Annotated in this window: 25 protein-coding genes; 16 read left to right on the plus strand and 9 right to left on the minus strand. The window is 70.5% G+C overall.

Annotation, left to right across the window (positions count from 1 at the left end; genetic code table 11):
- Positions 1-22: 22 nt before the first annotated feature.
- Positions 23-1,129 carry an MFS transporter gene (locus KIP79_RS04210; protein ID WP_214103308.1) on the minus strand — a complete coding sequence of 369 codons (1,107 nt, stop codon included), beginning with the start codon at positions 1,127-1,129 and terminating at the stop codon, positions 23-25.
- Positions 1,130-1,525: 396 nt separating this feature from the next.
- Between KIP79_RS04210 and KIP79_RS04215 the strand changes: the two genes are divergently transcribed.
- Together KIP79_RS04215 and KIP79_RS04220 are read left to right on the plus strand one after the other, a co-directional pair.
- A complete protein-coding gene (locus tag KIP79_RS04215) occupies positions 1,526-2,581 on the plus strand; it encodes a Gfo/Idh/MocA family oxidoreductase (RefSeq protein ID WP_214103309.1) in 1,056 nt (351 codons plus the stop codon).
- Positions 2,578-3,387, plus strand: coding sequence for a TIM barrel protein (locus tag KIP79_RS04220; protein WP_214103310.1), 810 nt, complete (start codon positions 2,578-2,580; stop codon positions 3,385-3,387). The genes KIP79_RS04215 and KIP79_RS04220 overlap by 4 nt, the downstream gene beginning before the upstream one ends.
- Here KIP79_RS04220 and KIP79_RS04225 read toward each other — a convergent pair.
- Both KIP79_RS04225 and KIP79_RS04230 read right to left on the minus strand, forming a co-directional pair.
- Positions 3,384-4,382 carry an S-adenosylmethionine:tRNA ribosyltransferase-isomerase gene (locus KIP79_RS04225; RefSeq protein ID WP_214103311.1) on the minus strand — a complete coding sequence of 333 codons (999 nt, stop codon included), beginning with the start codon at positions 4,380-4,382 and terminating at the stop codon, positions 3,384-3,386. The two genes, KIP79_RS04220 and KIP79_RS04225, sit on opposite strands and share 4 nt — an antisense overlap.
- Entirely contained in the window at positions 4,379-5,035 is a 657-nt protein-coding gene (locus KIP79_RS04230) for an SDR family NAD(P)-dependent oxidoreductase (RefSeq protein WP_214103312.1), read from the minus strand. The genes KIP79_RS04225 and KIP79_RS04230 overlap by 4 nt, the downstream gene beginning before the upstream one ends.
- 170 nt (positions 5,036-5,205) lie before the next feature.
- Between KIP79_RS04230 and KIP79_RS04235 the strand changes: the two genes are divergently transcribed.
- Both KIP79_RS04235 and KIP79_RS04240 read left to right on the plus strand, forming a co-directional pair.
- A complete protein-coding gene (locus tag KIP79_RS04235) occupies positions 5,206-6,339 on the plus strand; it encodes a GAF domain-containing sensor histidine kinase (protein ID WP_214103313.1) in 1,134 nt (377 codons plus the stop codon).
- On the plus strand, positions 6,336-6,977 hold the full coding sequence (locus KIP79_RS04240) for a response regulator (protein WP_214103314.1): 642 nt from the start codon (positions 6,336-6,338) through the stop codon (positions 6,975-6,977). The genes KIP79_RS04235 and KIP79_RS04240 overlap by 4 nt, the downstream gene beginning before the upstream one ends.
- 3 nt (positions 6,978-6,980) lie before the next feature.
- On the opposite strand, the gene KIP79_RS04245 is transcribed toward KIP79_RS04240, so the two are convergent.
- Positions 6,981-7,649: a hypothetical protein gene (locus KIP79_RS04245; protein WP_214103315.1), complete on the minus strand. Its 669-nt coding sequence runs from the start codon at positions 7,647-7,649 to the stop codon at positions 6,981-6,983.
- Positions 7,650-7,796: 147 nt separating this feature from the next.
- On the opposite strand from KIP79_RS04245, the gene KIP79_RS04250 reads away from it, so the two are divergent.
- Positions 7,797-10,124, plus strand: a complete 2,328-nt coding sequence (locus KIP79_RS04250) for a serine/threonine-protein kinase (protein WP_214103316.1) — start codon at positions 7,797-7,799, stop codon at positions 10,122-10,124.
- A 14-nt stretch (positions 10,125-10,138) separates the two neighbouring features.
- Here the strand turns inward: KIP79_RS04250 and KIP79_RS04255 are convergent, their stop codons facing one another.
- On the minus strand, positions 10,139-10,912 hold the full coding sequence (locus KIP79_RS04255) for an Rv1486c family protein (protein WP_214103317.1): 774 nt from the start codon (positions 10,910-10,912) through the stop codon (positions 10,139-10,141).
- Positions 10,913-10,982: 70 nt separating this feature from the next.
- On the opposite strand from KIP79_RS04255, the gene KIP79_RS04260 reads away from it, so the two are divergent.
- From KIP79_RS04260 to KIP79_RS04275, 4 genes are all read left to right on the plus strand, one after another.
- Positions 10,983-11,771 (plus strand): ABC transporter ATP-binding protein, encoded by a 789-nt coding sequence (locus KIP79_RS04260; protein WP_214103318.1) that lies wholly within the window; start codon positions 10,983-10,985, stop codon positions 11,769-11,771.
- 180 nt (positions 11,772-11,951) lie between these two features.
- Positions 11,952-12,899 carry an SPFH domain-containing protein gene (locus KIP79_RS04265; protein ID WP_214103319.1) on the plus strand — a complete coding sequence of 316 codons (948 nt, stop codon included), beginning with the start codon at positions 11,952-11,954 and terminating at the stop codon, positions 12,897-12,899.
- Positions 12,900-12,956: 57 nt separating this feature from the next.
- Positions 12,957-13,703: a sulfite exporter TauE/SafE family protein gene (locus tag KIP79_RS04270; RefSeq protein WP_214103320.1), complete on the plus strand. Its 747-nt coding sequence runs from the start codon at positions 12,957-12,959 to the stop codon at positions 13,701-13,703.
- Positions 13,704-13,743: 40 nt separating this feature from the next.
- Positions 13,744-13,968, plus strand: a complete 225-nt coding sequence (locus tag KIP79_RS04275; RefSeq protein WP_214103321.1) for a DUF8836 family protein — start codon at positions 13,744-13,746, stop codon at positions 13,966-13,968.
- On the opposite strand, the gene KIP79_RS04280 is transcribed toward KIP79_RS04275, so the two are convergent.
- The 3 genes from KIP79_RS04280 to KIP79_RS04290 all read right to left on the minus strand — a co-directional run bounded on the left by KIP79_RS04280 (position 13,958) and on the right by KIP79_RS04290 (position 17,102).
- Positions 13,958-14,578: an HD domain-containing protein gene (locus tag KIP79_RS04280; protein WP_214103322.1), complete on the minus strand. Its 621-nt coding sequence runs from the start codon at positions 14,576-14,578 to the stop codon at positions 13,958-13,960. The genes KIP79_RS04275 and KIP79_RS04280 overlap by 11 nt on opposite strands.
- A 23-nt stretch (positions 14,579-14,601) precedes the next feature.
- On the minus strand, positions 14,602-16,740 hold the full coding sequence (locus KIP79_RS04285; RefSeq protein ID WP_214103323.1) for a molybdopterin-dependent oxidoreductase: 2,139 nt from the start codon (positions 16,738-16,740) through the stop codon (positions 14,602-14,604).
- Between the two features lie 167 nt (positions 16,741-16,907).
- Complete coding sequence (locus tag KIP79_RS04290; protein ID WP_214103324.1) at positions 16,908-17,102, minus strand: hypothetical protein; 195 nt, start codon at positions 17,100-17,102, stop codon at positions 16,908-16,910.
- Positions 17,103-17,477: 375 nt separating this feature from the next.
- Here KIP79_RS04290 and KIP79_RS04295 point away from each other — a divergent pair, with 375 nt between their 5' ends.
- The 6 genes from KIP79_RS04295 (at position 17,478) to KIP79_RS04320 (ending at position 22,448) form a co-directional block, all read left to right on the plus strand.
- The gene (locus tag KIP79_RS04295) at positions 17,478-18,341 is read left to right on the plus strand and encodes a helix-turn-helix domain-containing protein (RefSeq protein ID WP_214103325.1); all 864 of its coding nucleotides are present in this window, start codon (positions 17,478-17,480) and stop codon (positions 18,339-18,341) included.
- A gap of 32 nt (positions 18,342-18,373) precedes the next feature.
- Positions 18,374-18,568: a DUF397 domain-containing protein gene (locus KIP79_RS04300; RefSeq protein ID WP_214103326.1), complete on the plus strand. Its 195-nt coding sequence runs from the start codon at positions 18,374-18,376 to the stop codon at positions 18,566-18,568.
- 351 nt (positions 18,569-18,919) lie between these two features.
- Positions 18,920-19,123, plus strand: coding sequence for a DUF397 domain-containing protein (locus KIP79_RS04305; RefSeq protein WP_308169553.1), 204 nt, complete (start codon positions 18,920-18,922; stop codon positions 19,121-19,123).
- 128 nt (positions 19,124-19,251) lie between these two features.
- On the plus strand, positions 19,252-20,352 hold the full coding sequence (locus tag KIP79_RS04310) for a CapA family protein (RefSeq protein ID WP_214103327.1): 1,101 nt from the start codon (positions 19,252-19,254) through the stop codon (positions 20,350-20,352).
- 92 nt (positions 20,353-20,444) lie between these two features.
- Positions 20,445-21,740, plus strand: coding sequence for a DUF2252 domain-containing protein (locus KIP79_RS04315; RefSeq protein ID WP_214103328.1), 1,296 nt, complete (start codon positions 20,445-20,447; stop codon positions 21,738-21,740).
- 57 nt (positions 21,741-21,797) lie between these two features.
- Entirely contained in the window at positions 21,798-22,448 is a 651-nt protein-coding gene (locus tag KIP79_RS04320; RefSeq protein WP_250212643.1) for a TetR/AcrR family transcriptional regulator, read from the plus strand.
- On the opposite strand, the gene KIP79_RS04325 is transcribed toward KIP79_RS04320, so the two are convergent.
- Positions 22,415-22,735 (minus strand): hypothetical protein, encoded by a 321-nt coding sequence (locus KIP79_RS04325; RefSeq protein ID WP_214103329.1) that lies wholly within the window; start codon positions 22,733-22,735, stop codon positions 22,415-22,417. The genes KIP79_RS04320 and KIP79_RS04325 overlap by 34 nt on opposite strands.
- A 156-nt stretch (positions 22,736-22,891) precedes the next feature.
- Between KIP79_RS04325 and KIP79_RS04330 the strand changes: the two genes are divergently transcribed.
- Positions 22,892-23,425: a tetratricopeptide repeat protein gene (locus KIP79_RS04330; protein WP_308169555.1), complete on the plus strand. Its 534-nt coding sequence runs from the start codon at positions 22,892-22,894 to the stop codon at positions 23,423-23,425.
- Positions 23,426-23,456 lie beyond the last annotated feature (31 nt).

Raw genomic sequence — 23,456 nt, forward strand, 5'->3', positions numbered from 1 at the left:
CCGCACACTCTACTAGAGCGCTCTAGCGCGGCGTGGCGGACCCTCTCCGCAGTCGGCCCGCCCCGATGACCGTGAACGCGGTCAGGCTGGCGACCACGAGGAACGAGATCGGCAGGGACGTCACGTCAGCGATCAGGCCGATGGCCGCGGGGGTGGCAAGACCGGCGCCGTAGGCGATGGTGGCCACGCCGGCGATCTGCTGCGCGGGGCGCGGCCCGGCGTTCCCCGCCGCGGTGAAGGCAAGGGGGACGATCACCGCGACACCCAGCCCGATCAACGCGAACCCGGCGATCGCCGGCACCGGAGCCCGCGACACCGCCACGGTCAGCGCGCCGGCCACCGCCAGGACTCCCGCCACCCGTACCGTGACCACGGGTCCGAAACGATCGACGACCCGGTCTCCCGCCAGCCGCGCGAGCGCCATCGTCAAGCTGAACCCGGTGACCGCGGCGGCGGCGACTCCCGCGTTCGCCCCGGTCACGTTCGTGAGGTAGATGGCCGCCCAGTCGAGCCCGGACAGCTCCCCGAACACCGCGCAGAAGGCGATCATCGCGATCAGCAACACGGCCTTGGACGGCAACGCGAAGTGGGGGCCTTCGTCGACCTCCCGGTCCGGCATCTCGAGGAGCCTGGGACCGGCGGCCACCGCGATCACCGCGAGCACCAGCGCGATGATGCCGAAGTGCACGCGCGCGTCCAGATCGGCGTGCGCCGCCAGGATGCCCACGGTGGAACCGAGCAGTACCCCGATGCTCCACATGCCGTGCAGTCCCGACATGATCGACTTGCCCAGCCGCTGTTCGACCATCACCCCCTGCTCGTTCATCGCGACGTCGGCCAGACCGCCGGTGGCCCCGTAGACGACCATGGCCGCCCCGAGCAGTACGACACTCGGCGCGAGCGCCGGGAGGATCAGCGCCAGGCACCAGCACACCATCAGCAGCGGCGTGACGACCCGGCTCGGGAAGCGATGGCTGATCACCCCCGAGAACTGCATGGCCGACAGCGACCCGACCGCCGCGAACAACAAGGCCAGCCCCAGCCCGCCCGGATCGGTCCCGAGCCGCTCGGCGATCCACGGCAACCGGGTGGCGAAACTCCCCGTCACCGACCCATGAACCGCGAACATGACGGAAACCGAGACACGCCCTGCCCGAACCCTGTCCACTCAGACCCCTTTCGCCCTCTCTGGGCGAGGGGTGGTGACACCTTACTGGGGATCTCCGATTGGTTGCCGTGGAACTCCCACCCACCCACCCGCCTGACCCTTCGGGTCCGGACTCGGCTCCGCCGGGAGGGTCGGCTGCCGCCGCGACGTGCGAATGATTGGTTGCCGTGATTATCCGCGTGCCCTTCGGCCAGGAGGAGTTGCGCCGGGTGGGTGCGCGGCTCGGTGGTGGCGTGGAGAGTCGGCTCTGGAAGCAATCTTCTAGAGCGCTCTAGATTCACGTCTTGACGGTGGCCTTCCGCCACGTCATTCTCGACTAGAGCGCTCTAGTCGAGTTCTGGCAGAAGGAGTCTCGTCGTGTCATTTCCCGTTCCGCTTCCCGAACCGGTCCGCTTCGCGCTGATCGGCGCGGGGCGTATCGGCGCCTTCCACGCCGCCACGCTCGCCCGCCGCCTGCCGGAGGCCGAGCTGCTGTGGATCGCCGACTCGGCTCCGGGCGCCGCCGAGCGGCTGGCCGCCCCACTCGGCGCGGCGGCCACGGCCGACGTCGAGGCCGTGCTCGCCGACGAGCGGGTGGAGGCGGTGGCCATCACGTGCTCCTCCACAGCCCACGCCGACCTGGTGGCGCGGGCCGCCGCGGCCGGCAAGGCCGTGTTCTGCGAGAAGCCGATGGCGATGACCCTCGATGAGGCGGATGCCGCGATCGCCGCCTGCGCCCGGTCGGGCGTGCCCCTCCAGGTCGGGTTCAACCGCCGCTTCGCCGCGGACTTCGCGGAGGCCAAGCGGATCGTCGGCGAGGGCGGCGTCGGCACGCGGCAGCTTCTGCGCTCGCTCACCCGCGACCCCGGCCTGGCCGACCCCGGCGCCATCCCACCCTGGACGATCTTCACCCAGACCCTCATCCACGACTTCGACACCCTCAACTGGTTCAACGCGGGTGCGACCGCCGTCGAGGTCAACGCGATGGCCGACGCGCTCGTCGCCCCCGGCTTCAAGGACGCCGGGCTGCTGGACACCGCCACGGTCACCATCCGGTACGACAACGGCGCGCTCGCCACGGCCGAGGCGAGCTTCTCCGCCGCCTACGGCTACGACGTGCGCGGCGAGGTCTTCGGCTCGGCCGGCATGGTCACGGTCGGCACCCCCGCCCAGCCCGGCGTCCGGCACTGGACCCGTTCCGGCGTCGCGGGCCCGACCGTACGGGCCGACACCGACCTCTTCCCCGCCGCCTACACCGCCGAACTGGCCGCCTTCTGCCAGGCGGTCCGCACGGGAGCCCCGACCGCCGTGGACGGCCACGACGCCAGGGCCGCCCTGCGCGTCGCGCTCGCCTGCGTCGCCTCGGTCAAGCGCGGCGGACCGGTACGTCTCGACGAGATCGACCGGGTGCCCGCGGAAGGGCGGGCCGCATGAGCGTGCGCGGCGCGCAGCGCCCCTTCACCCTGGCGGTCTGCGCCGAGATGGTCTTCCGCGAACTCCCGATGGCCGACCGGATCCGCCGGATCACCGAGCTGGACTTCCAGGTCGAGATCTGGGACTGGTCCCGCCACGACATCGCCGAACTGGCCGCCCTCCGCGCCGAGGGCGCCGTCTACTCCTCGATGACCGGCTACGTGCGCGGCAGCCTCACCGACCCCGCCGGGGCCGAGGAACTGCTGGCCACCGCCGCCGAGTCCGTACCGGTGGCGCGGCGGCTCGGGATACCCCGGCTCAACCTGCACGGGACCGGCCTGGACCGCGACGGCCTGCCCGTGACGCCGGCCGCCGAGACCACCGGCGAGATGTGGCTGGCGGCGTCCCGCACGCTCGGCCGGATCGCCCGCCTCGGCGCGGAGCACGGGGTCACCTTCGTCCTGGAGAACCTGAACACGGCGGTGGACCACCCGGGCGTGCCGTTCGCCCGCGCCCGCGACTGCCTGGCGCTGGTCGAGTCGGTCGGCAGCGACCACCTGCGGCTGATGCTCGACCTCTACCACGCCCAGATCGGCGAGGGGAATCTCATCGACCTGTGCCGCCGCGCCCTGCCCTGGATCGGCGAGATCCAGGTGGCCGACGTGCCCGGCCGCTGCGAACCCGGCACCGGCGAGATCAACTACCCGGCCGTCGCCCGCGAACTGGCCGCCTTCGGTTACACCGGCACGATCGGCCTCGAAGCCTGGGCCTCCGGCGACGACACCACGGCGCTGAAGTCCTTCCGCGACGCCTTCACCGTCGGTTAGAGGATGAGGTGGCTGTCGCCGAACTCGTGCCAGAGGTAGCCCTCCGCCAGCGCCGCCTGGTAGGAGCGCGTCAGCAGTTCGGTTCCGGCGATGGCCGACAGCATCAGCAGGTGGGTGGAACGCGGTTCGTGCAGGCCGGTGATCAGTCCGTCCACCGCGCGTACGCCTTCGGCCGGGGTGACCAGGTGGGTGGTCCAGCCCGAGCGGGGACGGATCCGGCCGTCCTGGGCGGCGGTTTCCAGGGCGCGGACCACGGTGGTGCCCACGGCGATCACCCTGCCTCCTTCTGAGCGGGTGAGCTCGACCAGGTTCGCGGTGCGGGCGGGGACGGTGAAGCGTTCCGCGTACGGGGGTTCGTCGTGTTCGGGGGAGGCCACCCCCGTGTGCAGCGTGATGGGGGCCACGCTGACGCCACGGGCGACCAGGCGGGTGACCAGGTCGGGGGTGAACGGGCGGCCCGCGCTGGGCATCTCGGCGCTGCCGGGTTCGACGCCGAAGGCGGTCTGGTAGGCGTCCAGTGGCCAGTCCCTGGCCACGTAGGAGTAGCGGATGGCGGTGCCGTACCGGGACAGGTAGGCGGGGACCTCGCGGTCGAGGCGGGCCCGCCAGAGGCGGGGAGTGTGGGGGGCGATCAGGCGCAGGGTGGCCCGGCCGGGGAGGGGCAGCCATTCGCCGGGGGCGCCGCCGGAGTAGGGCTCGGTGGCGGTGGCTGTTCTGCGGCGGAGTTCGACCAGCCACTCGCCGGAGGGCAGCTCGGTGGAGAAGTGCACGGCCAGCCGGTCAAGGCGGACGGCCGCGGGCAGGGTGGCCGAGTTGTTGACCACCAGCAGGTCGCCGGGGGCGAGCAGTTCGGGCAGTTCGGCGAAGGTGTGGTGGGTGATCTCGCCGGTGGCCCGGCGGGAGACCAGCAGCCGGACCGCGTCCCTGGCCAGCCCCCTGGCCTCGGGCGGTTCGTGCGCCTCCAGCACGCGCGGGATCGCGAAGTCGACGCTCACGCCAGGCCGTCCCTGGTGAAGCGGCCACTGGCCGGGCGGCGGGCGGTCAGCCGGACCAGCGCGGCGGCGACCACCTCCGGAGGGTCGGCCTGGGCCGCCTCCGCCGCGCCGATCGCCTCGGCGAGCATCTGGGTCCGCATCTCGCCCGGGTCCACCCACCAGACCGCGACCTCGGGCTCCTCGGCGGCCAGCACGTGGGAGAGCTGTTCCAGCGCGGCCTTGGTGGCGCCGTACCCGCCCCAGCCCTCGTACGCCTCCACGGCCGCGTCCGAGGAGATGTTGAGCAGGGCGCCTTTGCGGCGGCGCAGCACGGGCAGGGTGGCCTGGATCAACCCGAGCGGCGCGAGCACGTTCGTCTCGACCAGCTCGCGCAGCGCGGGGAGGGGGTAGTCGGCCAGCGCCGGCATCGGCCCAAGACCGCTGGCGTTGTTCACCAGCAGATCCAGGTCGGGTACGGCCGCCGCCAGCCGGTCCCGGTGCGCCGGATCGCCGACGTCCCCGGGGATGGCGGTGGCCCCGAGCGCGTCGGCGACCGCCTGAAGCTCACCGGCCCCGCGTGCGGTGAGCGTCAGGCGCCACCCGTCGGCGGCCAGCGCTTCGGCGAGCGCCCGGCCGAGCCCACGGGACGCGCCGGTGATCAGTGCGTGGTTCATTTCGGACCTCCGGTGCGAGTAACGGGTGGACTCTCACGCTAGGAAGGCGGCCCTACCCCCGGCATCGGACGGAAGGCCGGGTCAGGGCGGGTTCATCGGCCTAGGACGGTGGACCGAATCGCACTGTCAGTGCCGGGACCTAGAGTGATGAGCGACCGGGGGTGAGGAGCATGGTGGACGAGGACGCGCGGGACGCGGTGCTGCACGCGGTCAGCTCCGCCGTGCTCGCGGTCACCCGCCACCTGTCCGCCCGTGAGGTGCTCCAGGTCATCGTGCGCTCCGCCGCCCGCCTGCTCGACGCCCGCTACGCGGCGCTCGGCGTGCCCGACGACCAGGGCGCGTTCGCGGAGTTCGTGGCCGAGGGCATCTCCGACGAGCAGTGGGAGGCGATCGGCCCGACCCCGAGGCAACACGGCATGCTGGGCGCGATGCTCCGCGAGGGCGCCCCCGTGCGCCTGCCCGACCTGCGGCGCGACCCCCGGTTCGAGTGGTGGCCCAAGGCCCACCCGGTGCTCAAGGACTTCCTGGGCGTGCCGATCGTGGACGGCGAGCAGGTGCTCGGCATCATCTTCCTGGCCAACAAGCGCACGCCCGGCGGGTTCACGGCTGCCGACGAGGAACTGCTCACCCTGTTCGCCGCGCACGCCGCGATCGCGCTCACCAACGCCCGGCTCTACGAGCGCAGCCGCGAGCTGACCGTGATCGAGGAGCGCACCCGGATGGCCAGGGAGCTGCACGACGCGGTCACCCAGAAGCTGTTCTCGCTCCGCCTCACCGCCCAGGCCGCCGCCGCCCTGCTGGCCACCCATCCGGAGCGGGCGGCCCGCGAGCTCGACCAGGTGCAGCGCCTGGCGGGGGAGGCGCTGGCCGAGCTGCGCGCGGTGATCGTCGAGCTCCGCCCCGCCGAGCTGGACCGGCACGGCCTGGTGGAGACCCTGCGCAAGCACGTCGCCCTGCTCGACCGGCTGCACCCGGTGGAGCTGACCTTCACCCTGGACGGCGCCCTCCCGCGCGAGCTGCCCGAGGCCGCCGAGCTGGCCGTGCTCCGGGTGGCCCAGGAGGCCCTGCACAACGCCGTCCGCCACGCCGAGTCCTGCACCATCCAGGTGCGGCTCACGCCCACCGGCCGCCACCTGGTGCTGGAGATCATCGACGACGGGAAGGGGTTCGACCTGGTGGACGCCGAATCACGCGGGCTCGGCCTGGCCTCGATGCGCGAGCGCGCGCTGTCGGCCGGGGGCTCCTTCGAGGTGGCCGGGAACCCTCCGGGCGGCACGGTGGTCCGGCTGGTGGTGCCGGCATGATCCGGGTGCTGATCGCCGACGATCACCCGATCGTGCGCCAGGGGCTGCGCACGTTCCTGGCGGTCCAGGGCGACATCGAGGTGGTCGGCGAGGCCGCCGACGGCGCCGAGGCGGTGGCGCTGGCCGGTGAGCTCGCCCCCGACGTGCTCCTGCTCGACCTGAAGATGCCCGGTCTGGACGGTCTGGGCGCGCTCACCGAGCTGTCGGCCCGGCGGATCCAGGTGCGCGCGATCGTGCTCACCTCGGTGACCGACCGGGCGGACGTGGCGCCCGCGATGCGCGCGGGTGCGGCCGGTTTCCTTTACAAGGACGTGGATCCGCCCGCGCTGGCGCAGGCGATCAGGGCCGTGCACGGCGGCCAGGTGCTGCTGGCGCCGGAGGCTGCCGACGCCATGCTGGCCGGTCCCGCGGCCGACCGCCGCCCGGACCCGCCGCCCACGCCGGTGCTGCTCACCGAGCGCGAGCGGGAGGTGCTGGGGCTGATCGCGGGCGGCCGGTCCAACCGGGAGATCGCCCGCGAGCTGCACGTGGCGGAGAAGACGGTCAAGACCCACGTCTCCAACGTGCTGATGAAGCTGGGCGTACAGGACCGCACCCAGGCGGCCCTGTACGCGGTGCGTCACGGGCTGGCGCAGTAAGGGTCAGGTGCCCTTCTTGCGGTTCCGGTCGGGGGTGCGGTCGGCCTTGGGGCGCGGGGGCGGCGGCACGTACACCCGGGAGCCGGGGGCGATGATCTTGGTCTTCACCGTGCGGGTGGTGATCCAGCCGTCGATGCCGAGCTCCTTGAGCTGCCGCTTGTCCAGGTTCTCCGCGCCGGTCGGCACGTCGTAGGTGATCGCGCCCAGCTTGGCGGTGGCGGTCCCCCGGGTGCCCTTGAGCAGGGTGATCTGGATGGTCAGCCAGGTGCTGCTGACCTGCCCCTGGTCGGGGTCGACGTCCTTGTCCGGGTAGAGGATGGGCGGCGGCCAGCACCAGAACTCCCGGCCCTCCCAGAAGCAGTCGGTGCCCTTCGGCCCGCCCCATTTCAGCTTGGTCACGATGCCCTTGGGCAGGATGCCGCCGATGTAGTAGTAGTCGGCGCTGTGCGGCCCCAGATTGGTGATCTGGAAGCTGTAGGTGATCTTCCCCCCGGCCTTCACCTTCTTCGGGTAGCTCACGTTGTGGATCTTGAAGTTCGCGTAAGGCGCCCGCTTGGTGGCCGCCGGGGCCGCCGCCGGAGCGGCTGCCGGAGCCGCCGCGGCGGCCGGAACGGTGACCGCGAACGGTGCTAAGAGCGTGAGCCCCGCGAGCATGCCGGACATACGGCGCATGGAGTCTCCGTAGAACGAGTCATGGTAATCCCCGATTTCTCAGATGATTATGACTTCGCAACCGCCTGACTCAAGAACCGGGATCTTCCCTTACTAGAATCTTCCCCCGTAAATTGGATCTTTCGGGGTGATGGGGGGGAGCTCGACGTGCCGCTGACCCAACCGCTCCGCCCGGGAGATCCGGCCACGCTCGGGGCGTACCGGGTGACCGGCCGCCTCGGGGAGGGCGCCCAGGGCGTGGTGTACGCGGGCACCGGCCCGGACGGCACCGCCGTGGCGATCAAGCTGCTCCGGGCCAGGATCGGCGAGGGCGCGGTCACCGACGCCGACGGGTTCCTCCGTGAGATCGCCGCCGCCCGCCGGGTGGCCCAGTTCTGCACCGCCCAGGTGCTGGACGCCTCGATGGACGGGGAACATCCGTACATCGTCAGCGAGCTGGTCGACGGGGTCTCGCTGCAACGGGTGGTGCGGGAGGAGGGGCCGCGCCGGGACGGCGCGCTCTACCGGCTGGCGGTGGGCACCATCACCGCGCTGGCCGCGATCCACCGGGCCGGGATCGTGCACCGCGACTTCAAGCCGAGCAACGTGCTGCTCGGGGCGGACGGGCCCCGCGTGATCGACTTCGGCATCTCGCGGGCGCTGGACTCCTCGGTGACGCTCTCCAGCGGGGTGGTGGGCACGCCCGCGTACATGTCGCCTGAGCAGATCGCCGCGCAGCGGGTGGGGCCGCCGTCGGACATGTTCAGCTGGGCGGTCACCATGATCTACGCGGCCACCGGGGTGCCCGCGTTCGGCGTGGACAGCCTGCCCGCCGTGATCTACCGGGTGATCAACGACGAGCCGGACGTCTCGAAGATCCCCGAACGGCTCCGGCCGCTGGTGCAGTCCTGCCTGGCCAAGAACCAGGACGAGCGGCCAACCGCGGCGGAGGCCCTGTTCTCGCTGCTCGACCAGCAGGCCACGGACTCCCCGAGGCCCGCACCGGCGGCGAGCGGCGCCCCGGCCATGGAGATCGATCTGGACCGCTCGATGAGCGCCGGTCTCCGGGTCGCCGCGACCGACTCCCTACCGCCGACCCCCTCACCGGCTCCGGTCAATCCCTTCGCCTCGCCCTCCTACGACCCGGAGGCCGAGGACTCGGTCACGATCCAGGCCAGGCGTCCCGAGCCGTTATCGCCGCCCCCGCCTCCGCCGCCTCCACCCCCGCTGCCGCCGGTCTTCCTCCCGGACAACGGGGAACAGCCGCCCAGGAAACGGGCGGGGCTGGTCACCGGGGCGCTGGTCGGCGCGGTCGCGCTGGCGGTGACCGCGCTGCTGGTGGTGCCCGCCCTGGTCGACGGGGACAAGAAGGCCCAGCAGGCACAGTCCACGCCGATGGTCTCCTCCTCGGGCATCGTCGTGCCCGCCCCCGGCGTGTCGAACACGACCGATCCGGTCGCCTCCCCGTCGCCGACCATCGAGAAACCCGGGCCGATCAGCGCCGCCACCGCGCCCCCGACCCTCGGCAAGGAGATCGGCAAGCCCCTCTCCGGCCACCGAGGGGCCGTGTACTCCGTCACCGGGGCGACGGTCGGCGACACCCCCGTGCTGGTCTCCACCGGCACCGACCGCCAGGTACGCCTCTGGAACGCCGACACCCGCAAGCCTATGGGCAAGGCCATGACCGGCCACGGCGACGAGGTGTACGCGGTGGCCGCCGCCACCGTCAGCGGCCGCCCCCTGGCCGTGACCGGCAGCCGTGACGGCACCATCCGCGTCTGGGACCTGAAGAAACGCAAACCCGTCGGCGGCGCGCTGTACGGCCACAGCAACGCCGTCTACACGGTGGCCATCGGCAAGGTCGGCAGCCGCTGGGTGGCCGCCTCCGGCGGCGTGGACGGCCGCATCCGCCTCTGGGACCTGAAGAAGCGCAAGCCCATCGGCCGGGCCATCAACGCCCACCGGGATGTGATCAACTGGCTGGCCTTCGGTGACCTGAACGGCACGCCGATCATCGTCTCGGCCAGCGAGGACCGCACCCTCCGGGTCTGGAACGCCAAGACCCGCAAGGCCGTCGGCAAGGCGTTCCGCGACCACAAGAAGCCGGTCTACTCGGTCACCACCGGCGACTTCTCCGGGTTCGACATCGTGGCCTCCGGCGGCCGGGACAACAAGATCCGCATCTGGGACCCGAAGACCGGCAAGGCCATCCAGAAGACCCTCACCGGGCACAAGGGCACCGTGTACTCGCTGGCCTTCGCCAAGGTGAACAACGAGTACCCGATCCTGGTCTCCGGCAGCACCGACGGCACCATCCGCCTGTGGGACCTGCGCGCCTTCAAGGCCATCGGCAAGCCGGTCAAGGCCCACAAGGGCGGCGTCTTCTCGGTGGCCGTGGTCGAGGTGGACGGCCGGCCGGTGATCGTGTCAGCGGGGAAGGACCGGCGGCTGAAGGAATGGCGCCTGGAGGGCGTGGACCTTGTCCAAGCGTCGTGATCAGTGCGTTCTGATCAGTGCGTTCTGAGCTCGTCGATGGCGTGATGGGCGGCCACCCTGGCCCGCCGCACCGCCCGGTCGAGTTCCCGCAGAGCCTCCGCGCGTGCGGCGAGCTGGCCGGAGGTGAGGCCGCGCTCCTCGGCCAGCCGGAGGGCCAGGGCCAGCCGGGCGGTCAGCGCGCCCAGCCGGTGCGCCCGCCCGGGATAGCCGGGGGCCAGCGCCTCGGCCGCGCCGTCCAGCGACGGGAAACCCTGCTCGGGGCCGTGCACGCCGGTCAGCACCTCGGTGGCCGAGCGCATGGTCAAGGTCAGCGCCCGCTCGGCCTCGGCCAGCTGCGGCACGTCGGCGTCGGCGGAGGCGGCGGCCATGCTCACCCAGCGCACCCCCGAGTACGACGACCCCCGCTGGTCGGCCGTCGGCACCAGACCCACCCGCCGACCGGCCAGCACGGCGATGGCCGCCTGCCCGGCCGCCACGGCCTCGCGGGTGAACGCGGGCGGGCCGGTCAGCCCGAGCGGGTCGCCGGGCGCGGGCAGCGCCAGCCGGAACCCGGCCAGCCCCTCGCCGCGCAGCTCGGCCAGGAATCCCCGTAGCGGCACGTCGGTGAGCTGGGCGATCGGCTCGGGATCGAGCAGAGTGGAGGCCGCCACGGCCGCCGGCACGGCCACCAGTTGCGGGCCCGCGGCGCGTTCCAGCCGGTCCACGGCCTCGTCCAGCCCGGTGTGCCCGGCCAACCAGGCGTTGCCCCAGGCGACGAGGGTGGCGGAGATCGGTGAATCGGTGCGCACCCGATCCACGATATGCGCTCTCCCTGCAATAGGTTTGGTCCCGAGCTACTCGTCATGAAGGGGGACTGTCGTGGGCGGTCAGGTGCTTCGGATGCGTGAGGTGGCCGTCCGGCGCGACGGCGCGGCGCTGCTGCGTGGCATCGACTGGACGGTCCGGGAGGACGAACGCTGGGTCGTGATCGGCCCCAACGGCGCGGGCAAGACGACGTTGCTCCAGGTGGCGGCGTCGTTGTTGTTTCCGACCGAGGGTTCGGTGGAGATCCTCGGCGAGCGTCTCGGGCAGACCGACGTCTTCGAGCTGCGGCCCAGGATCGGCCTGGCCAGCGCGGCCCTGGCCGAGCGGGTGCCGCCGGAGGAGAAGGTCATCGACCTGGTGCTGACCGCGTCGTACGCGATTCTCGGCCGCTGGACCGAGGAGTACGACTCGGGCGACGTGACCCGCGCGGTGGAGCTGATCGACCAGCTCGGCTGCGCGCACCTGATCCGGCGCCGGTTCGGCACCCTCTCCGAGGGAGAGCGCAAACGGGTGCAGATCGCCCGCGCGCTGATGCCCGACCCGGAACTGCTGCTGCTCGACGAGCCCGCCGCCGGGCTGGACGTGGCCGCCAGGGAGGACCTGGTCAGGCGCCTGTCCGCGCTGGCCCTGGACGACAGGTCGCCCACCATGGTGCTGGTCACCCACCACGTGGAGGAGGTCCCGGCCGGGTTCACCCACATCATGCTGCTCCGCCACGGCGCGGTGGTGGCCCAGGGCCCACTGGAGCAGGTGATGACCGCCGACAACCTCACGGCCACCTTCGGCGTGCCACTCAGCCTGGACCGCGGTGCCACGGGCCGCTGGTACGCCCGGCCCAGCTAACAGTGGCCTTTCTTGATTAACGAGAAACCCATCCCATAGACAGCCGCCCCGCCTCCGACCAGAGAGCTCGCCGCTGCGGCTGTCCAGATCACGACTTTCTCGTTAATATGTCACCTTTCTGTCCGTAAAAGCACTGAACCAAATAGCATTCCAGTCGGGGTCAAAGACTGGAGTGTGTCCATGGTTCAGCTCATCGCCGCCCTGATCGTGGTCGCCGTCGCGGGGTTCGTCCTGGCCAGAGCGATCAGAATCGTGCCGCAGGCAACGTCCAGAATCGTGGAGCGTTTCGGTCGTTACCACCGCACCCTCAACGCCGGCCTCAACATCGTGGTGCCGTTCATCGACCGCGTCCGCGTCGAGGTGGACCTGCGCGAGCAGGTCGTCACGTTCCCCCCGCAGCCGGTCATCACCTCCGACAACCTGGTCGTCTCCATCGACACCGTCATCTACTTCCAGGTCACCGACCCCAAGGCGGCCACGTACGAGATCGCCAGCTTCATCGTCGCGGTGGAGCAGCTGACCGTCACCACCCTGCGGAACGTGGTCGGCGGCATGGACCTGGAGCGCACCCTCACCTCGCGCGAGGAGATCAACACCGAGCTGCGCGGGGTGCTGGACGACGCCACCGGCAAGTGGGGCATCCGGGTCAACCGGGTGGAGCTCAAGGCGATCGACCCGCCCGCCTCCATCCAGGACTCGATGGAGAAGCAGATGCGGGCCGACCGGGACAAGCGCGCCGCCATCCTCACCGCCGAGGGCAACAAGCAGTCCGCCATCCTGACCGCCCAGGGCGAGCGGGAGGCCGCGGTGCTCCGGGCGCGCGGCGAGGCCGAGTCGGTGGTGCTCCGCGCGCAGGCCGACGCGGAGGCGCGGGCGATGCGGGCCAAGGGCGAGGCGGACGCCATCGCCATGGTCTTCAAGGCCATCCACGAGGGCGCCCCGGACGACCGGCTGCTCGCCTACCAGTACCTGACGACGCTGCCCGAGATCGCCAAGGGCGACGCCAACAAGCTCTGGATCGTGCCCTCCGAGATGGGCCGGGCCCTGGAGAACCTGGGCGGCCTGTTCAGCCCGCCCAAGAATGAGCGCACGGCCATCCAGCAGGACGGTGGCACCCCCGCCTCATGATCCGGTACGGCGGTCGCCGTAGCATCGGGCGACAGCCGTACCGGAATTGGGGGATATGTGACGCCGCTGGAAGCGGCCGCCGTGCTGGCGGCCGGGGTCGGGGCCGGTGGCATCAATGCCGTGGTCGGGTCGGGCTCGCTCATCACGTTTCCGACCCTGGTGGCGATCGGGTACCCGCCGGTCGTGGCCAACGTGTCCAACAACATCGGGCTGGTGCCCGGCGGGGTCACCGGTGTGCTCGGGTATCGGGCGGAGCTGACCGGGCAGCGGGCGCGGCTGGTCCGGCTGGGCACCGGTTCTGTGCTCGGATCGCTGGTCGGCGGATTTCTGCTGCTCTGGTTGCCGGAGTCGGCGTTCAAGGTGATCGTGCCGGCGCTGATCGCGGTGGCCCTGGTGCTGGTGGTGATCCAGCCCTGGCTGAACCAGCGGCTGGTCCGGCGGCGCGCTCACGCGGTCGCCGGGCCCTGGCTCTGGCTGTGCGTGTTCGCGGCCGGGATGTACGGCGGCTACTTCGGGGCCGCGCAGGGCGTGGTGCTGATCGGCATGATGGGCCTGTTCCTCGATGAGTCGCTGCAACGGCTGAACGCCGCCAAGAACCTGCTCTCGCTGCTGGTGAACACGGCGGCCGCGGTGCTGTTCGTGCTGATCGCCGAGGTGGACTGGACGGTGGTGGCGCTGATCGCGATCGGGTCGGCGGTGGGCGGGTTCCTGGGCGCGCGGATCGGCCGGCGGCTGCCCGCCCCCCTGCTCCGCGGGGTGATCGTGGTGGTCGGCGTCCTCGCCATCATCAAGCTCTTGTCCTGAAAAATGCGTACATATGCTCGAAAATGGGTATGCCGAGGGTGTGAAAGGCGATCGGGTAGAAATCGTCATCGACGCGGGGGGCACCCCGCGGAACTATGAGGTCGTCGCCACCAAGGCCGGGCGCCGGGTGGAGGTGACCACCGGGCGGGGCATCGTCGAGGTGAGCGAAGTCACCAGGAACGGCACCCCGGTGCGTACCGCCCGCTTCATGTCCAGTCGCATTCTGGCGCTCGTCGAGCACCCGAAGGATCAGGTCAAGGAGTGAGGTGGCCGCGCGCCACCGACGTCTCCACCAGGTCGACCGCGAACGCCCCCAGGGTGGGTGAGCCCTCCTCGATGATGGCCACCTTCTCCCGCACCTGCCGGGCGGTCACCTTGTAGAGCGACCAGGTGCCGCCCTCGTTGTGATGGTTGGCCATGATCGGCGCCAGCCGGTCCAGCGCCTTGGCGAACCGGGCCTCCGGCGTCCTGCGCTCCTCGAACTCGTCCCAGAGCGCCCGGAACTCCGCCGCCTGCTCGGGCGGGAGCAGACCGAAGATCCGGTCCGCGGCGGCCTGTTCGAGACCGGGCTGGGCCTCGACCGCCGCCTGGTCGTAGATGAAGGTGTCCCCGGCGTCGATCTCCACGATGTCGTGCACGAGTAACATCCGGACCACCCGGTCCAGGTCCGCCCCGGGAGGCGCGTGCTCCGCCATGACCAGCGCGAACATCCCCAGATGCCAGGAGTGCTCCGCGTCGTTCTCGCGCCGCGAGCCGTCGATGAGGGTGTTGCGGCGGATCACCCGCTTGAGCTTGTCGATCTCCAGCAGGAAGGCGATCTGGTCGTGCAGGCGGCTCTGGGCGTGCGGGCGGTTCTGGTGGTGCGCGGTGGTCACCCGGAAAGCCTAATCCGGGATGATCACTCCGCGCCCGCCGTTGACAGGATCACCGGCACCCCGTTGAAGACCGCGTTGCCGGAGAGCGGGTCGATTACGTCCTCGTCGGTGAGCGTGTTGACGTTCACGCCGGGGTGCTTGGCGGCCACCGCCTGGGTGCTGTCCTGGTGGCCCCAGCCGTGCGGCAGGCTGACCACGCCGGGCATGATCGTGTCGGTCGGCTCCACCGGCACGACCAGCTCGCCCTTGGCCGAGCGCACCCGCGCCTGGCCCGCCAGGCCTAGCCGGGCCACGTCGGCGGGGTGGATCTGGAGCGTGCACCGGTTGCTGCCGCCGACCAGCGGGTCCACGTTGTGCAGCCAGCTGTTGTTGGAGCGCAGGTGCCGCCGGCCGATCAGCACGAACTCGGGCGCCGGTTCGGCCAGCCGGGCGCGGAGCCGTACCAGGTCGGACAGGATCGGGGCCGGGGCCAGTTCGATCCGGCCCGAGGCGGTGGTCAGGTTGCCCGGCAGGCGGGGCTCCAGCGGGCCCAGGTCGATGCCGTGCGGGTGGTCCAGCAGGGTGCGCAGGGAGAGCGTGCCGCCGTTCCACTCGCCGTACGGGCCGAGCCGGAGCATCGCGTCCAGCCGGCGTTCCGCGCCGGTGGCCCCGGTCAGCGCGGCCCGGTCGCCCGGGGTGTCGCGGAGCAGCTGGTCCAGGATCAGCTCGTCCAGCGCGGCCGGGTCGGCGTCCGCGCCCTGCCCGGCGGCGATCATCGCCAGCCGGGCCAGGATCTCGGTCTCCGCGGGCCCTCCGTCCAGCGGTAGCACCGGCGGCGAGTAGCGGGCGTAGTTGCGCACCGCGAAGCCGAGCAGCGCGAAGTCGAAGTGCCCCGCCTGGAGCATGCGCGGCGGCGGCAGGATCACGTGCGCGTGCCTGGTCGTCTCGTTCAGGTACGGATCGACGCTGACCATGAACTCCAGCCGCCGCAGGGCCCGCTCCAGCCGCCCGCCGCCCGGCGCCGACAGCACCGGGTTCCCGGCGATCGTGACCAGCGCCCGGATCCGCCCCTCGCCCGGCGTCTCGATCTCCTCCGCCAGCGCCGCCACCGGCAGTTCGCCGTTGGCCTCCGGCAGCCCCCGCACCCGGCTGTGCCACCGCCCGGTCCGGTACGGCTTGCGCCGCGGCGGCCCCTCGGTGGCCGGACGCGGGAACATCACCCCGCCGGGCCGGTCGAGGTTGCCGGTGAGCACGTTGAGCACGTCCACCAGCCACTGGGTGAGCGTGCCGAACTCGGCCGTGCAGGTGCCGAGCCGGGCGTACACGGCGGCGGCCGGGGCGGCGGCCAGCTCCCGGGCCAGCCGGGTGATCACCTCGGCCGGGACCCCGCAGGCCCGCGCGGCGGCCTCGGCCGGGAAGTCGCTGGTCGCCTCGCGTACCTCGTCCAGGCCGTTGACCGGCGCCGACACCCGGACCAGGTCCTCGGCGAAGAGCGTGTGCGCGATCCCGGCCAGTAGGAAGGCGTCGGCGCCGGGCCGGACGAACACGTGCTCGTCGGCCAGGTCGGCGGTGCGGGTGCGGCGTGGGTCGACCACCACCAGCCGGCCGCCGCGCGCCCGCAGCGCCTTCAGCCGCCCGGGGAAGTCCGGCGCGGTGCAGAGCGAGCCGTTGGACTCCAGCGGGTTGGCGCCCAGCATCAGCAGGTAGCTCGTGCGGTCCAGGTCGGGGACCGGGATGGTCAGCGGGTGGCCGAACATCAGCCCCGCCGAGACGTGCTTGGGCATCTGGTCGGCGGTGCTGGCGGAGAAGACGTTCCTGGTGCCGAGCGCGCGGGCCACGGCGGGGCCGTACAGGGCGCCGGCCATGGTGTGGGCGTTCGGGTTGCCCAGGTAGATCGCCCGCGCCGGCCCCGGCACCGCGCCCAGGCCACGCTCCACCACCGCGTACGCCTCCGGCCAGGAGACCTCGCGCCACCCGTCGCCGTCCCGGACCATGGGGGCGCGGAGCCGGTCGGGGTCCTCGTCCAGGCGGCCGAGGGAGGCGCCCTTGGGGCAGATGAAGCCCCTGCTGAACGGGTCCTCGCGGTCGCCACGCACGTCGGTGACCTGGCCGTCGTCGTCGAGGGTGAGTTTCAGGCCGCAGACGGCCTCGCAGAGCGGGCAGGTCCGGTAGACGGTGCGCACGGCGGCTCCTAAAGCTCGGCCAGGCCCCGGGGGAAGCCCCCGCGGGAAGCCCCAGAACAGAATATGGCTCTGGGGCTTCCCCCGGCGCCCTGACGCCCCCGCGGATCGCCAAGGCACCCCTCCCGGGCCGGTCTCTGTCCACCCCACGGAGACCGGCCCGGCCCAGATCAGCTCAGCGCGGCCATCCGGCCGACCTCTTCCAGCTCCCGGACGATGTCGAATCGGGGGTCGCGGTAGTGCCGGGCGCCGAACCCCGACCGGGTGATCGTCCACTCCAGCTCGAAGGCCCACCGGTCCTGCGCGGCGCAGAGCCGCCGGTCCATGCCGTCCAGAAGCAGAATGAGCTGGGCCTTGCATAGCAAGAGTGCGTGTGTACCGTGGAGAGACATAGGAGACTCCTTTTCGGTGGCTTCGAGCGGAGCTCTCAGGCCGGGTCGTCGGTGGCAGCCTTCGACCCGGCCTATTTCTTTGCGCCGTCGCAAAGAGGGGTGATAGCTGATGGGGTCGGCGCCATTGCCGGGTTCGCAGCCCCCGCTGCAAGATCATCGGTGGGGGGTAATGATCTAGAGTGAACCTTCCTGTCTCGATCGTCGCTCAGAAGAGAATTGTCGGCAAGACATGACGTAAGAAAAAATGCGGAATACACTGCAACAGCCGGTGCAATTTGCATACGATGCGGGTGGCCCCTCCGTAGGGGCCGGCCAGCTCGCTCGAGGTGCGAAGGGACGGTGGTTGGAATGGCGTATGTCGAGACTCCGGCCCCCCGTCGGCGGCGCCTCGCTCAGGAACTGCGCCGTATCCGCGAAGCCACCGAGATGACCGGTGAGGAAGCGGCTAGGCGTGTGGGCTGGTCCGCCGCGAAGGTCAGTCGTATCGAGACGGCGAAGACGTTCCCCAGCGAGGACGACATCGTCACCCTGGCCAACCTGTACGGGGTTGGCGGTGTCGTATTAGGGGATGTGCTGAAACTCCGTAAAGATGCCACCCAAAAAGGCTGGTGGGAGAAATACAACGCCGCCCTTGATCAGGGCTATATGGCGTATCTGGGACTGGAAGCCGAAGCCATCGTGATGCGGAACTGGGAGTCGACCATCGTTCCCGGTCTTCTCCAGACGGAGGGGTACATCAAGGCGCTCCTTGGGAAGGTCCTGCACCCGGTGAACCAGATCCCGCCAATCTGGTCGCATCACCGTGTCGAGGCGCGACTGGAGCGCCAACGGCGGCACCTGTACGGGCCGGAGCCGGTGACCCTGCACGCGATCATCGACGAGGCGACCCTGCGTCGCACCGTCGGGGGCCCGAGGATCATGCTGGAGCAGCTCCAGCACCTCGAAGCCGTTTCCGAGCGCCCCAACGTGAAGCTCAGGATCATCACCGAGCGAACGCAGTCACCAGTGCCGACAGGACCATTCGTGCATTTCACTTTTCGTGACTTCCCTGACACCGTCTACCTGGAAGACCTCATAGGCGGGCGTTTCGTCGAGGACGCGGAAGACGTCTTCTACTACGAGCGAGCCTTCGAGCACCTGACGGAGGTGGCTCTCGACGAGCCCAGATCGCGGCTTCTCATTCGGGACACGATGGCGTACTGGCAGACATAGGCGTCTCCAGCACGCGGGATGGATAGCTCGATATGAACACCGACGGCGTCGCCTGGAAGAAGAGCTCCTTCAGCGCGAACGGCAACTGCGTCGAGGTCGCTCGCCTGCAGAACGGAAATGTGGGGGTCCGGGACAGCAAGGACCGGGACGGCCACGCCCTGGTCTTCACGCCCCGCGAGTGGGTGGCCTTCGTCAAGGGTGTGAAGGACGCCGAGTTCGATCTTTAGCAGTAAAGACGGCCCCAGTGCTGGAACACCGGAGCCGTCCAGGAACCACCCATCGGGGCCGGCCCGCCTCTCTCACAAACCGAGCCGGTCCTCCGGCCGGCGGCACGCAAGATCATGAGCCGTCGGACTGGCCCATCATTCCACGGCTCGCAGGGTGCCCCCGCACGACCGCTACCTGGGGATATTCATGGCAATCGCCCGCGACGTCACGTTTCCGCCGGATCGGCAGCGCACGGTTGTAGTGGTGTGTCGGCAATCGGGCAATATGGCTGGATTGCACTAATTTATGTTCTTGAGTAATTGCTCACGCGCCTTCATCCTGATATCGCCTTCGAGGTAAAGGGGTGGGGAGTGCTGAAGATCGACCTGTCCGAGGCCGACTGGCGCAAGAGTCGCTACAGCATCAACGGGAACTGCGTGGAATTCGCGCGACTGGACGCGGCTCACGTAGGGATCAGGGACAGCAAGGATCGCGACGGGGCGGTTCTGATCTTTGCTGTGTCCGAATGGGCGGCTTTCATCAACGGAGTGAAAGCCGGGGAATTCGAGGTCTGAGGGCCGCTGGCCGGCCGCGGTGAGGCAAGGCCCGCGCCCGGGCTGGGGCGCGGGTCTTTCTGGTCGTAAACCTGAAGTCTCAGGGGTTCTCCGCAGTCCAGTCTGCCCAGAGGCGGGCCGGGGATGGCATGCTCAAGCCCGTGAATACCCCGTTGTTGCAGCGCAGTGTTGTGCCGATCGCCCTCCTCTCCCTGCTGGCCCTTGGTTGCTCGGCCGCGAAAGGAGAGGACGTCAAGGAGCCCGTGGCGGACGACTCCCCGGTCGTGTCCGAGACGCCGAGTCCCAAGCCGGAGCGCCGGCCGTACACGATCGCCTTCGGTGGGGACGTGCACTTCGAAGGGGTGCTGCGGAGCAGGCTGGACGCCAATCCGCGGACCGCGCTCGGGCCTATCGCCAAGGTGCTGAGCAAGGCCGATCTGGCCATGGTGAACCTGGAGACGGCGATCACCACGGGGGGCACCCCGGCGCCGGGCAAGCAGTACACCTTCCGGGCCCCGGCGAGTGCGTTCACCGCGCTCAAGGCGGCCGGGGTGGACGTGGCCTCGATGGCCAACAACCACGGCATGGACTACATGGAGAGCGGGCTGAGCGACTCGCTGGCCGCGATCAGGAAGAGCAAGTTCCCGATCGTCGGCATCGGGCGGAACGCGACGGAGGCGTACCGGCCGTTCCGGGCCACCGTGAACGGCAACCGGGTGGCCATCATCGGCGCCACCCAGGTGCTGGACGCCGAGTTCATCAGCGCCTGGACCGCCACCGGCAGCAAGGGCGGCCTGGCCTCCGCCAAGGAGGAGGACCGCCTGCTCCGGGCGGTACGGCAGGCCCGCAAGAACTCCGACACCGTCATCGTGCACCTGCACTGGGGCACCGAGCTCCAGAAGTGCCCCAACGAGGCGCAGCGCTCGCTGGCCCCCAAGCTGATCGAGGCCGGCGCCGACGTGGTGGTCGGCGGCCACGCGCACATCCTGCTCGGCAGCGGCTACCTGGGCCGCGGCTACGTCAACTACGGCATGGGCAACTTCGTCTTCTACAACTGGGGCCCGGAGACCGGGCAGACGGGGGTGCTCACCCTCACGATCAACGGGCGCCGGGTGCTGAAGGACCAGTGGACCCCGGCCCGGATCAACGGCGGGGTGCCCATCCCGGTCACCGGGGCGGCGGGCCAGCAGGCCGTAGCCAACTGGCGGGCGCTGCGCGGCTGCACCGGCCTGACCGCCAAACCGTCATAAGTCCATTAAGTCCCAGGGGTCACTCAGGTCGTCTCCTCTTTTTAACTGTTCCGACATGGTGTCCGAGCGCGGCGCCGGACTACGGTCCCCTCATGACGCAGCGGTCCGGGTACATCCTTGACGTTCTGATGGCCGAGTTCGGTGATTCCATCGCCCGGGAACCGGCCGCCTTCCGGCGGAAGTTCCGGAAGATGGCGGCCACCCCGTTCGCCTTCTACCGGGGGAGCGCCTGCCTGTTCTACGCCGACCTGTCCGGTGACCTGGCCGACGACGCCTACCTGGACGATCTCACCCGGCGGGTCTGGATCCACGGCGACCTGCACGCGGAGAACTTCGGCACGTACATGAACGCCTCCGGCGTGCTGGTCTTCAACGTCAACGACTTCGACGAGGCGTACGTCGGGCCCTACACCTGGGACCTGAAGCGCTTCGCGGCCAGCGTGGCGCTGATCGGTTACGCCAAGGCCCTCTCCGACGAGGTGATCACCCGGCTGGTGGCCGACTTCGCGCACTCCTACCTGGCCGAGCTGACCGGCATCGCGCACGGCGGGGACGACGCGATCGGCTCGCTCACCCTGGACACCACCACCGGCGTGCTGCACACCGTGTTGCAGACCGCCCGGCTCAACACCCGGGTGGCGATGCTGGACCAGGAGACCACGATCGACAACTTCGAGCGGCGGTTCACCCTCACCGAAAGCCGCCTGCCGGTGGACGCGATCACCCGGGCCACCGTGGTGGAGGCGTTCCAGGAGTACCTGGGCACCCTGCCGGGGCCGCTCAACCCGGTGGAACACGTGATCAAGGACGTCGCGCTGCGCAAGGGCATCGGCATCGGTTCCGCCGGGCTGCCCTCCTACAACCTGCTGCTGGAGGGGCACACCCAGGCGCTGGAGAACGACGTCATCCTGTACATGAAGCAGGCGCAGGTGCCGGCGGTGGCCCGGTACATCACCGACGAGAAGGTGCACCGGTACTTCCGGCACCAGGGCCACCGGACCGCCGAGTCGCAGCGGGCGCTGCAGGCGTACGCCGATCCCTGGCTCGGGTACACCGTGCTCAACGGAGTCGGGCAGCTGGTGGCCGAGGTGTCCCCGTACTCGGCGGACCTGGACTGGAGCGACGTCAGCGAGCCGGAGGACCTGTCCTCGGTGGTGCTCGACCTGGGCCGGGCGGTGGCCCGGATGCACTCGGTGGCCGACGACGAGTCCAGCCACGACCTGGTCGACTTCTCCACCGAGGAGGCCATCGCGGCGGTGATCGGGGAGGACCGGGAGGGCTTCGTGACCATGCTGGTGGACTTCGCCCACCGGTACGGCGCCCGCGCCCGCCAGGACCACCAGCTCTTCGTCGACCTGTTCCGCAACGGCCGATTTCCCGGACTGTGAGCGGACTGTAGGGGAATAGATCTCTCCGATACCTAGCCGAGTGGGCAAAATAGAAGAATGTCCAGCCAGCCTCTTGACTGCGATGATCTGGAAGCCACCTCGTTACGCCGCCGCCCCACCCAGCGCCGCAGCGCCCGCCGGGTGGAGCGCATGCTCGACGCCTGCGCCGCGCTGCTGGACGAATCCGGCTACGAGGCGCTGTCGACCACCCGCATCGCCGAGCGGGCGGGCGTGGCGATCGGCTCGGTCTACCAGTTCTTCCCCGACAAGCGCGCCATCAGCCAGGCCCTGACCAGACGGAACGTCGAACTCTTCGTGTCCCGCGTCGGACGCAGGTTCATGCTGGAGGACTTCGACGGCTGGTGGGGCGCGGTGGACGCGATCATCGACGAGTACGTCGAGATGCACCGGACCGTGCCCGGCTTCCGCTCGCTGCACTTCGGCGACGCGGTCGACCTCAACCTGCTGGACTCGGTCTCCGACAACAACACGGTGATCGCCGGCCGCCTGCGGGCCATGCTCCTGGAGGAGTACGGCCTGGCCGACAGCGAGCGCCTGGATCTGGCCGTGCTGGTGGCCGTGGAGGCCGGGGACGCGGTGCTGAAGCTGGCCTTCCGCCGGGATCCGAACGGGGCTCCGGAGATCATCGAGCAGGCCAAGCAGATGGTGCAGAGCTACCTGTCACGGCAGTTGGGGTCGGGGTTGTAGCGGGATCCGAGGCAACCGGGCCGGGGCCGGGGGACGATCGGTTCGGTGCGTACGCGCACCTCGGTCACCCTGCGTGGGTCGCCACGGCTGCACGGGGCGCCGGCCGGCCGGGTCGCCTGTTCCAGTTCGGTCAGGCCGCCGATGTGCGCCCGCAGCCGGGCCAGTTCCAGCTTGCTCTGGTCGTACGCTTCGAATTTGGCGGAGGCGTACCCCGCGAAACCGGGGAGCACTGTGGCGAGCGCCGCCGCGCAAACGATCGTGAAGGCCGTCTTTCCGGACCCACCCACTACAGCCCCCTCACCGTCGACGCATCTCAGGCAAGGGCCATCATGCCCGACACCTGGAACGACACACGCTAAGTAGCCGTTTCGGGGCAAATCGTGACTAGAGGAATGCCTGCGGTTGTCCAGCCAAAGACGGTCCGCTCTCGATAGCCTCATCCTGTGGCACATGTGACTCGGGAGCAGCTTGATCGACTGCTCGAACAAGCCCTCCTCCTCGACGACCACGGTGCCCTCGCCCGCCAGCTGGACAATTTGGCCCAGTCGTACGAAAGCGGCGAGGTGTCGAGGGCGGCGATCCTGATCCTTGCGGCGGAGGAGTGGCGGCAGTCGGGGCAGCCCGCGGCGGCGCTCGACCGTTTCAAGCAGGCGGCCGAGGACGGTGGCGAGGTGCCGGTGGACCCGCGCGCGGGCATCGCCGACACGCTGTTCGAACTGGATAGGCCGGACGAGGCCCGCGACATGGTCTCGACCATCCTGGCCAGTGGCTGGAGCCCGGCGACCGCGCTCACGGTGGCCGAGACGCTGGCCGCCTACGGGGACCTGAACGGCGCGCACGAGTGGGCGACGCGGGGGGTGGACTCCTGCCCGCCCGGTCTGCTCCGTGAGGCGTTGCTGCGCACCAGGTACCGGATCCGGGTGGACCTCGGCCTCCCGGAGGACGACCTGGACGCGCTGCTCGACCTCTCCCGCTAAAAACGATCAAGGGGCCGCCCATCGGCGGCCC

The sequence above is a fragment of the Acrocarpospora catenulata genome (assembly GCF_018476525.1).
Classification (GTDB): domain Bacteria; phylum Actinomycetota; class Actinomycetes; order Streptosporangiales; family Streptosporangiaceae; genus Acrocarpospora; species Acrocarpospora catenulata.

What these genes read in the sequence shown, in the direction of transcription:
- KIP79_RS04230 (WP_214103312.1), bottom strand. Translation starts at nt 5,035, where the DNA reads ATGAACCACGCACTGATCACCGGCGCGTCCCGTGGGCTCGGCCGGGCG.
- KIP79_RS04210 (WP_214103308.1), bottom strand. Translation starts at nt 1,129, where the DNA reads ATGTTCGCGGTTCATGGGTCGGTGACGGGGAGTTTCGCCACCCGGTTG.
- KIP79_RS04240 (WP_214103314.1), top strand. Translation starts at nt 6,336, where the DNA reads ATGATCCGGGTGCTGATCGCCGACGATCACCCGATCGTGCGCCAGGGG.
- KIP79_RS04315 (WP_214103328.1), top strand. Translation starts at nt 20,445, where the DNA reads ATGACGCAGCGGTCCGGGTACATCCTTGACGTTCTGATGGCCGAGTTC.
- KIP79_RS04320 (WP_250212643.1), top strand. Translation starts at nt 21,798, where the DNA reads ATGTCCAGCCAGCCTCTTGACTGCGATGATCTGGAAGCCACCTCGTTA.
- KIP79_RS04220 (WP_214103310.1), top strand. Translation starts at nt 2,578, where the DNA reads ATGAGCGTGCGCGGCGCGCAGCGCCCCTTCACCCTGGCGGTCTGCGCC.
- KIP79_RS04295 (WP_214103325.1), top strand. Translation starts at nt 17,478, where the DNA reads ATGGCGTATGTCGAGACTCCGGCCCCCCGTCGGCGGCGCCTCGCTCAG.
- KIP79_RS04265 (WP_214103319.1), top strand. Translation starts at nt 11,952, where the DNA reads ATGGTTCAGCTCATCGCCGCCCTGATCGTGGTCGCCGTCGCGGGGTTC.
- KIP79_RS04310 (WP_214103327.1), top strand. Translation starts at nt 19,252, where the DNA reads ATGCTCAAGCCCGTGAATACCCCGTTGTTGCAGCGCAGTGTTGTGCCG.
- KIP79_RS04235 (WP_214103313.1), top strand. Translation starts at nt 5,206, where the DNA reads ATGGTGGACGAGGACGCGCGGGACGCGGTGCTGCACGCGGTCAGCTCC.
- KIP79_RS04300 (WP_214103326.1), top strand. Translation starts at nt 18,374, where the DNA reads ATGAACACCGACGGCGTCGCCTGGAAGAAGAGCTCCTTCAGCGCGAAC.
- KIP79_RS04245 (WP_214103315.1), bottom strand. Translation starts at nt 7,649, where the DNA reads ATGCGCCGTATGTCCGGCATGCTCGCGGGGCTCACGCTCTTAGCACCG.